This window comes from Methylobacterium sp. CCH5-D2 (genome assembly GCF_001556475.1).
GTDB lineage: Bacteria > Pseudomonadota > Alphaproteobacteria > Rhizobiales > Beijerinckiaceae > Methylobacterium > Methylobacterium hispanicum.
This window is the reverse complement of the sequence record NZ_LSIX01000991.1, coordinates 1-6,863: the sequence shown is the minus strand read 5'-3', so window position 1 is coordinate 6,863 and position 6,863 is coordinate 1. Positions and strand designations below refer to the sequence as shown.

The window sequence follows — 6,863 nt, the reverse complement described above, 5'->3', positions numbered from 1 at the left end:
CTGCGGCGGCAGGCGGCGCGCCGGCCGCCGCCGCGCCCGGACGGCCAGGGCTTCGACGGCGCAGAGAGCGCGGCGGGCGCCGCCGACACCCTCGGCCAGACCGCGACGCCCCCGGCGCTCCCGCCCGGCACCTTCGACCTCGGCAACGGGCTCTCGTTCCTGGCGAACTACACCGGCCAGGGCGCGGCCAACCCGGTCGGCGGCATCCGGCAGGGCTCGGCTTACGCGGGCCAGCTCTTCCTCGGCATCGACGGCGACCTGCAGCGGCTCGCCGGCATCGCGGGCGGCTCGTTCCACGTCGCGGTCACGAACCGCCACGGGCGCAGCCTCGCCAACGACGTCATCGGCAACAACACCAGCGTGCAGGAGATCTTCGGAGGCGGGCAGACCACGCGGCTGACCCTGCTCTCCTACCAGCAGAAGCTGTTCGACGACCGGCTCGACATCGAGTTCGGCCGGCTGGTGGCCAATATCAGCTTCCTGAACTCGCCGCTCTACTGCAACTTCCAGACGAACTCGGCCTGCGGCAACCCGACCTTCGTGTTCAAGACCTCGAACTTCACGTTCTGGCCCGTGTCGAGCTGGGGCGCGCACGCCAAGGCGTGGCTCACCGACAGGGTGTTCGTCCACGCGGGCGTCTACGAGGTGAACCCGCTCCACCAGCAGCCCGGCGACAACGGCCTCGACTTCTCGATCAAGGGCGCGACCGGCGCGATCGTGCCGTTCGAGCTCGGCTTCTCGACCACCTTCGCCAACGACGTTCTGCCCAGGAACTACGGCATCGGCGGCTGGTACGACGCCTCCGACTACGCCGACCCGGTGCGGGACGTGACGGGCCGCGCCGCCGTTCTCACCGGCCTCCCCCCCGCGACCCGCTTCGGACGCTCGGGCGTCTACGCCCGCTTCGACCAGATGGTCTGGCGGCCCGACCCCTCCGGCATCCAGGGGCTGACGCTCTTCGGCGTGGCGATGGCCGGCACCTCGGGTCGTCTGATCGAGGACTACTTCCTGGAGATCGGCGCGGTCCAGACCGGCACCTTCGCGGGCCGGCCCTACGACACGGCGGGCTTCGTCATCAACACGCAGCGATTCAGCCCGCTGGCGCTCCAGACCATCGCGCTGGCGCAGAACGCGATCGGCCGGAACCGCTCCCTGCCGGGGCAGCAGATCATGATGGAGCTGAACTACGGGATCCAGGTCACGCCCGCGATCCGGCTGACGCCGAACCTGCAATACATCGTCAACCCGGACCAGACCCGCTTCCCCTACCGAAACCGCAACATCCCGGACGCCTTCGTGGTCGGCGCCAAGCTCTCGATCGACCTGTTCACGCTGGCGGGCCTGGCGCGGGGGCCGGGCAGCCGCTGAGGACGCCGCAAGGACCTCACGCCGCCGCGATGCCCGCGATCGCCAGCGGCAGCGCGCTCGGCCCCCGCAGCGAGGCGCCCGGGCGGTAGGGCGGCGGGTCGGCGAGCAGGCGCGGCTCGCGCAGCCGGCGGCTCAAGGCCACCAGGGCGATCTCCGCCTCGATCCGGGCGAGCGGGGCGCCGACGCAGTAGTGCAGCCCGCCGCCGAATCCGAGATGGCGGTTGTCCCGCCGGTCCGGATCGAAGCGCTCGGGATCCGCGAAGCGGGCCGGGTCGCGGTTGCCCGACGCGATCAGCAGGACGACCGGCGCCCCCTCGGGGATCGTCGTGCCGGCGAGCGGGATGTCGGCGAGCGCGAGGCGCGTCCGGTACTGCACCGGCGGCTCGTAGCGCAGGAACTCCTCGATCAGCCGCGGGGCGATCTCCGGCTCGCGGCGCAGGCGCTCCAGGTGCTCGGGGAAGCGCAGCAGCGTCAGCACGCCGTTGGTGATCAGGTTCACGGTGGTCTCGTGGCCCGCCACCAGCAGCAGCACCGCCGTGGCGATCAGGTCGTAGTCGTTCATCCGCTCGGCATCGTCGCCGGCCGCGAGGTCCGAGAGGATGTCGTCCGCGGGCTCGCGGCGCTTGGCCTTCACGAGATCCTGCAGGTAGTCGGCGATCTCCGCGAAGGTCTCCTCGTTCTTGATCTGGGTCTCCTCGTCGCCGCGCTGGTTCGGCTCGAGGGCGGTGGCGAGCTGCGTCGCCCAGCCGTGGAAACGCGGCTCGTCCTCCGGCGGCACGCCGAGCAGGTGGCAGATCACCGTGACGGGGAGCGGGTAGGAGAACGCGTCGACGAGGTCGATCCGCGCCTTGCCCGCGAGCTTGTCGATGAGGTCGTGGGTGAGCCGCTCGGTCTTCGCCCGCATGCCGCGCACCCGCTCGACGCTGAAGGCGCGCATCACCCGGCCGCGGAGCGCCTCGTGGTCCGGCGGATCGCGGAAGATGAAGGGGCGATGGCGCTTGCGGATCTCGGCGCGCACCGGCCGCACGAGGAGGTCGGTGATCGGGTGCCCGGTCCAGCGGAAATGCTGCGGGTCGGGCAGGTCGTCGGAGCTGATGCGGGGATCGTGCAGCAGGCGGTCGATCTCGGCATGGGTGCCGACCACGTAGGTGCCGTCCTCCTGCCGGCAGACCGGCTCGCGCCGCAGCTCGGCGAAGAGCCCGTAGGGGTCGGCGCGGTTGTCCGGGTCGAGGAACCGCTCGAACAGGGTGCTCACCGGGCGGTCTCCTCCAGAACCTGGGTCTCGATCCGGCGGGGCGCGTCGAGCCCGCCCGGGAGCGGCGGGAACGGCGCCCCCTCCAGGATCGCGCTCCGGTAGGCCGGGAGCCAGCGGGCGGAATCGACCGAGGCGACCGCGACGGTGCGGCCCGCCTTGCCGAAGACCGCCAGGAAGCGCCGCTCCGCCATCGCGCCCCGCACCACCGCGAAGGCGTCGGCGCCGGCCGTGAGCCCGAGGAGCTTGATGGTCAGGCCGAACTGCTGCGACCAGAAATCCGGCAGGTGGTCGTGCGGCACCATCCCGGCGGGGTCCTGCGCCAGCATGTTGCGGGCGGCTATGCGCGCCTGCGCCACCGCGTTGCCCCAGTGCTCCACCGCCACCAGCGCGTCGCCGTCGTGGGGGTTGGGCCAGTGCGCCACGTCGCCGGCCGCGAAGATCCCGTCGGCCGCCGTGCCGTCGGCCCGCAAGGCCCGGCAGAACCGGTCGCAGCGCAGGCCGTTGCGGTCCGCCGCGAGGCCGGCCCCGTCGAGCCACTCGACGTTGCGCGCGGCGCCGATCGCCACCACGAGGCAGTCGGTCTCGATCCGGCCGCCGTCCTCCAACACCAATCCGGCGAGGCGTCCGCGCCCGTCCGCCTCCATCCGGGCGATCGCGGCGCCCAGCCGCAGGTCCACGCCGGCATCCCGCGCCACCTCGGCCATGAAGGCGCCGAGCGGCGCGCCGATCGCGCGCGCGAGCGGCACGGCATCGCGCACCAGCACCGTGACCGGGATGTCCAATTCCCGGCAGACCGAGGCGACCTCGAAGCTGATGAAGCCGCCGCCGACGAGGACGACGCGGGCCGGGCGCTCCCGCAGGCGCTGTCTGAGCCGCTCGGCATCCGCGCGGGTGCGCAGCGTCGCGACGCCGGCGAGCGCCGCCTCCGCCGGGTTCGGCCAGGGCCGCGCCCGCGTCCCGGTCGCCACGAGGCAGCGATCGTAGGCGAGGCGCTCGCCGTCCGCGAGGATGACGGCGCGCCCGTCCCGGTCGAGCCCGGCCGCCGCCGTGCCGGTCCGGACCGCGATGTCGAGGTCGGCCGGCTGCGGCAGGGTGGTGTCGGGGCCGAAATCCCCGCGCAGGACCTGCTTGGAGAGCGGGGGCCGGTCGTAGGGCCGGTGCGGCTCGTCGCCGACGAGCATGAGACCGCCGGAGAATCCGTGCGCCCGCAGGGCCTTGGCAGCGCTGAGACCGGCCAGCGAGGCCCCAACGATCACGATGCGGCCGGGATCGTGGGCGCTCACCGGGCCTCTCCCGCGGCCGCGGCCCGGTCGGCGGAATCGTCCGCGGGGTCGTCGGCGCAGGCGGTGATGGCCCGGACCGGGCAGGCCTGCGCGGCGCGCTCGATCGCGGCCCGGTCGGCGTCGTCCGGCGCGGTGTCGTAGACCAGGGCCTCGCGGCCGTGCAGGACGAAGTGCCGCGGCGCCGCGTAGACGCACTGCGCGTAGCCCTGACACCGGTTGAGATCGACCACGACCCTCACGCAACGCTCCCGTGCCCACGGGGCGATGCCGCGCTGCCCCACGGCCTAGATCGGCCGCCCGCGTCCGGTATCAAGCGGCGTCCGGGGCCGGGGTCAGTTCATCAGTTGTCGCAGCGCGTTCCGGTCTTGGTGTGCGAGCCGCTTGCCGACGGCCAGCAGCAGCATCTCGGACAGGCGGTGCAGATCGGGATCGTTCAGTTCCAGCACGGCCTCGTGGGCCGCGATGCAGCGGTCGGCCGCGAGGGCGAGCGGTCCCTCGTCCTGCGCGCTGGATCCGCAGGACCGGCGATCCGGCGATCGGCGGCCGTCCCTGGGTTTGGGCATGATCGGTGGGTCCCTCCGCCGGACCGCCTCGACATCCGACAGGTCTCTCGTGTCTGCCGAGAGCCCTGGATATACCAGTTCAGCGAAGGTCTGTAAGCGGTCGGCCACATCGGCCCAATTTCGCCACCGAACCTGAAGACTGACTTAGATCAGATCAGGGCGCCCTGTCGAGGGCGACGCCGCCGGGATCGTGCGGAGATGGCCGGCGCCGTCGCCCGAGCGGGGGGGGAGGCGTCCCCCCGCGGGCGGCTCAGAAGCAGCGGCGGCTCCGCACCACCGTCACGCGACCGTAGGGCCCGCGCCGCTTGGTGACCACCGTGCGGCAGCGCGGGCCGCGGATGACGGTCCGGCGCACCACGCGGACCTGCTCGACGCCGTGGCCCGGCGCGACGACCGGGCCCGGGCCCAGCGGAAGGGCGGAGGCCGGGGCGGTGAGTCCGGCCAGGGTGAGGGCGGCAAGTCCGACGAAGATCGCTTTCAAGGATCGAGCTCCTGCTTCGGTTGCGGGGGCGGCGGTGTGGCCCGCAAATCCTGAACGAGCCCTTAATCCGGGGTTGAGGTTGCGCCCGAACCTCAATTGGGGGTTGAAGCAACGGAGCCCTGCGGGGGCGCGCGTTGCGCGCGTCCCGGCGCTCGTCTAATCGCGGGTCCATGGCGATTTCCCTGATGACTGACCCGGCATGACGACCGACCACGACAAGATCCTCATCGTCGACTTCGGCAGCCAGGTGACGCAGCTCATCGCGCGCCGCGTGCGCGAGGAGGGCGTCTACTGCGAGATCGTGCCCTTCACGAAGGCCGCGGAGGCCTTCGCGGAGACGCGGCCGAAGGGCGTGATCCTCTCGGGCGGCCCGGAATCGGTGACGACCGAGGCCTCGCCCCGCACCCCGCAGGTGGTGTTCGATTCGGGCGTGCCGGTCTTCGGCATCTGCTACGGCCAGCAGACCATGGCGGCCCAGCTCGGCGGCGAGGTCGAGGGCGGCCACCACGCCGAGTTCGGCCGGGCCGAGATCGAGATCCTCTCGGATTGCGCACTGTTCCGGGGCGTCTGGCACGTCGGCGAGCACTATCCCGTCTGGATGAGCCACGGCGACCGCGTCACCAAGCTGCCGGACGGCTTCACCACGGTGGCGATCTCGAAGAACGCCCCCTTCGCGGCGGTGGCAGACGAAGCGCGCAAGTTCTACGCGGTGCAGTTCCATCCGGAGGTGGCGCACACGCCGCACGGCGCGCTGCTGATCCGCAACTTCGTGCGCGACATCGCGGGCTGCTCCGGCGACTGGACCATGGGTGCCTACCGCGAGGAGGCGATCGCCAAGATCCGCGAGCAGGTCGGGTCCGAGCGGGTAATCTGCGGGCTCTCCGGCGGCGTCGATTCGGCGGTGGCGGCCGTGCTGATCCACGAGGCGATCGGCAGCCAGCTCACCTGCGTCTTCGTCGATCACGGCCTGTTGCGCCAGGGCGAGGCCGAGGAGGTCGTGCGGCTGTTTCGCGACCACTACAACATTCCGCTCGTCCACGTCGAAGCGCAGGAGATGTTCCTCTCGGCGCTCGAGGGCGTCAGCGACCCGGAGGTGAAGCGCAAGACGATCGGGCGGCTGTTCATCGACGTGTTCGAGGCCGAATCGAAGAAGATCGGCGGCGCGGCTTTCCTGGCGCAGGGCACCCTCTACCCGGACGTCATCGAGAGCGTCTCGTTCACGGGGGGGCCGTCCGTGACGATCAAGAGCCACCACAACGTGGGGGGGCTCCCCGAGCGCATGAACATGAAGCTCGTGGAGCCCTTGCGCGAGCTGTTCAAGGACGAGGTGCGGGTGCTCGGGCGCGAGCTGGGGCTCCCGGAGGGCTTCGTCGGCCGCCACCCCTTCCCGGGCCCGGGCCTCGCCATCCGCTGCCCCGGCACGATCACGTCCGAGAAGCTCGACGCGCTGCGCAAGGCCGACGCGATCTACCTCGATGAGATCCGCAGAGCCGGGCTCTACGACACGATCTGGCAGGCCTTCGCGGTGATCCTGCCGGTCAAGACCGTCGGCGTGATGGGCGACGGGCGCACCTACGACCATGTCTGCGCGCTGCGCGCCGTCACCTCGGTCGACGGCATGACGGCCGACTTCTACCCCTTCGACATGGCCTTCCTGAGCCGGGTCGCGACCCGGATCATCAACGAGGTCAAGGGCATCAACCGGGTGACCTACGACATCACCTCGAAGCCCCCCGGCACGATCGAGTGGGAGTAGCGGGCCCGCGCGCGGGGCATCATACGGGATCCGGTTGAAGCGCTCGGTTCTGCGGGATCCTCTCAGGCTGAAGCTCGGGTCCCCTCTCCTATAGGGAGAGGGACAGGGTGAGGGGTATGACGTTCCCGAAAGAGGCGAGGGCCTGAACGCGCGTCGA

7 protein-coding genes are annotated in these 6,863 nt (G+C 71.7%); 2 read left to right on the top strand and 5 right to left on the bottom strand.

The annotated features are described in order from the left end of the window. A partial coding sequence (locus AX737_RS26775) for a carbohydrate porin (protein WP_348626816.1) occupies positions 1–1,368 on the top strand: 1,368 nt, incomplete at its 5' end. Between the two features lie 16 nt (positions 1,369–1,384). Here AX737_RS26775 and AX737_RS26770 read toward each other — a convergent pair. The 5 genes from AX737_RS26770 to AX737_RS26750 all read right to left on the bottom strand — a co-directional run bounded on the left by AX737_RS26770 (position 1,385) and on the right by AX737_RS26750 (position 4,950). Further along, the gene (locus AX737_RS26770; RefSeq protein WP_066926780.1) at positions 1,385–2,623 is read right to left on the bottom strand and encodes a cytochrome P450; all 1,239 of its coding nucleotides are present in this window, start codon (positions 2,621–2,623) and stop codon (positions 1,385–1,387) included. Further along, a complete protein-coding gene (locus AX737_RS26765; RefSeq protein ID WP_066926778.1) occupies positions 2,620–3,906 on the bottom strand; it encodes an FAD/NAD(P)-binding oxidoreductase in 1,287 nt (428 codons plus the stop codon). The genes AX737_RS26770 and AX737_RS26765 overlap by 4 nt, the downstream gene beginning before the upstream one ends. Next, complete coding sequence (locus AX737_RS26760; protein ID WP_066926776.1) at positions 3,903–4,145, bottom strand: ferredoxin; 243 nt, start codon at positions 4,143–4,145, stop codon at positions 3,903–3,905. The genes AX737_RS26765 and AX737_RS26760 overlap by 4 nt, the downstream gene beginning before the upstream one ends. A 93-nt stretch (positions 4,146–4,238) precedes the next feature. After that, positions 4,239–4,469 carry a hypothetical protein gene (locus AX737_RS26755; protein ID WP_066926774.1) on the bottom strand — a complete coding sequence of 77 codons (231 nt, stop codon included), beginning with the start codon at positions 4,467–4,469 and terminating at the stop codon, positions 4,239–4,241. Positions 4,470–4,719: 250 nt separating this feature from the next. After that, a complete protein-coding gene (locus AX737_RS26750; protein WP_066926772.1) occupies positions 4,720–4,950 on the bottom strand; it encodes a hypothetical protein in 231 nt (76 codons plus the stop codon). Between the two features lie 199 nt (positions 4,951–5,149). On the opposite strand from AX737_RS26750, the gene guaA reads away from it, so the two are divergent. Then, entirely contained in the window at positions 5,150–6,706 is a 1,557-nt protein-coding gene (guaA, locus tag AX737_RS26745) for a glutamine-hydrolyzing GMP synthase (protein WP_066926770.1), read from the top strand. The last annotated feature ends 157 nt before the right edge of the window (positions 6,707–6,863 follow it).

Excerpts from the sequence above, each read along its gene's own strand:
- guaA (WP_066926770.1), top strand. The coding sequence starts at position 5,150 with ATGACGACCGACCACGACAAGATCCTCATCGTCGACTTCGGCAGCCAG.
- AX737_RS26755 (WP_066926774.1), bottom strand. The coding sequence starts at position 4,469 with ATGCCCAAACCCAGGGACGGCCGCCGATCGCCGGATCGCCGGTCCTGC.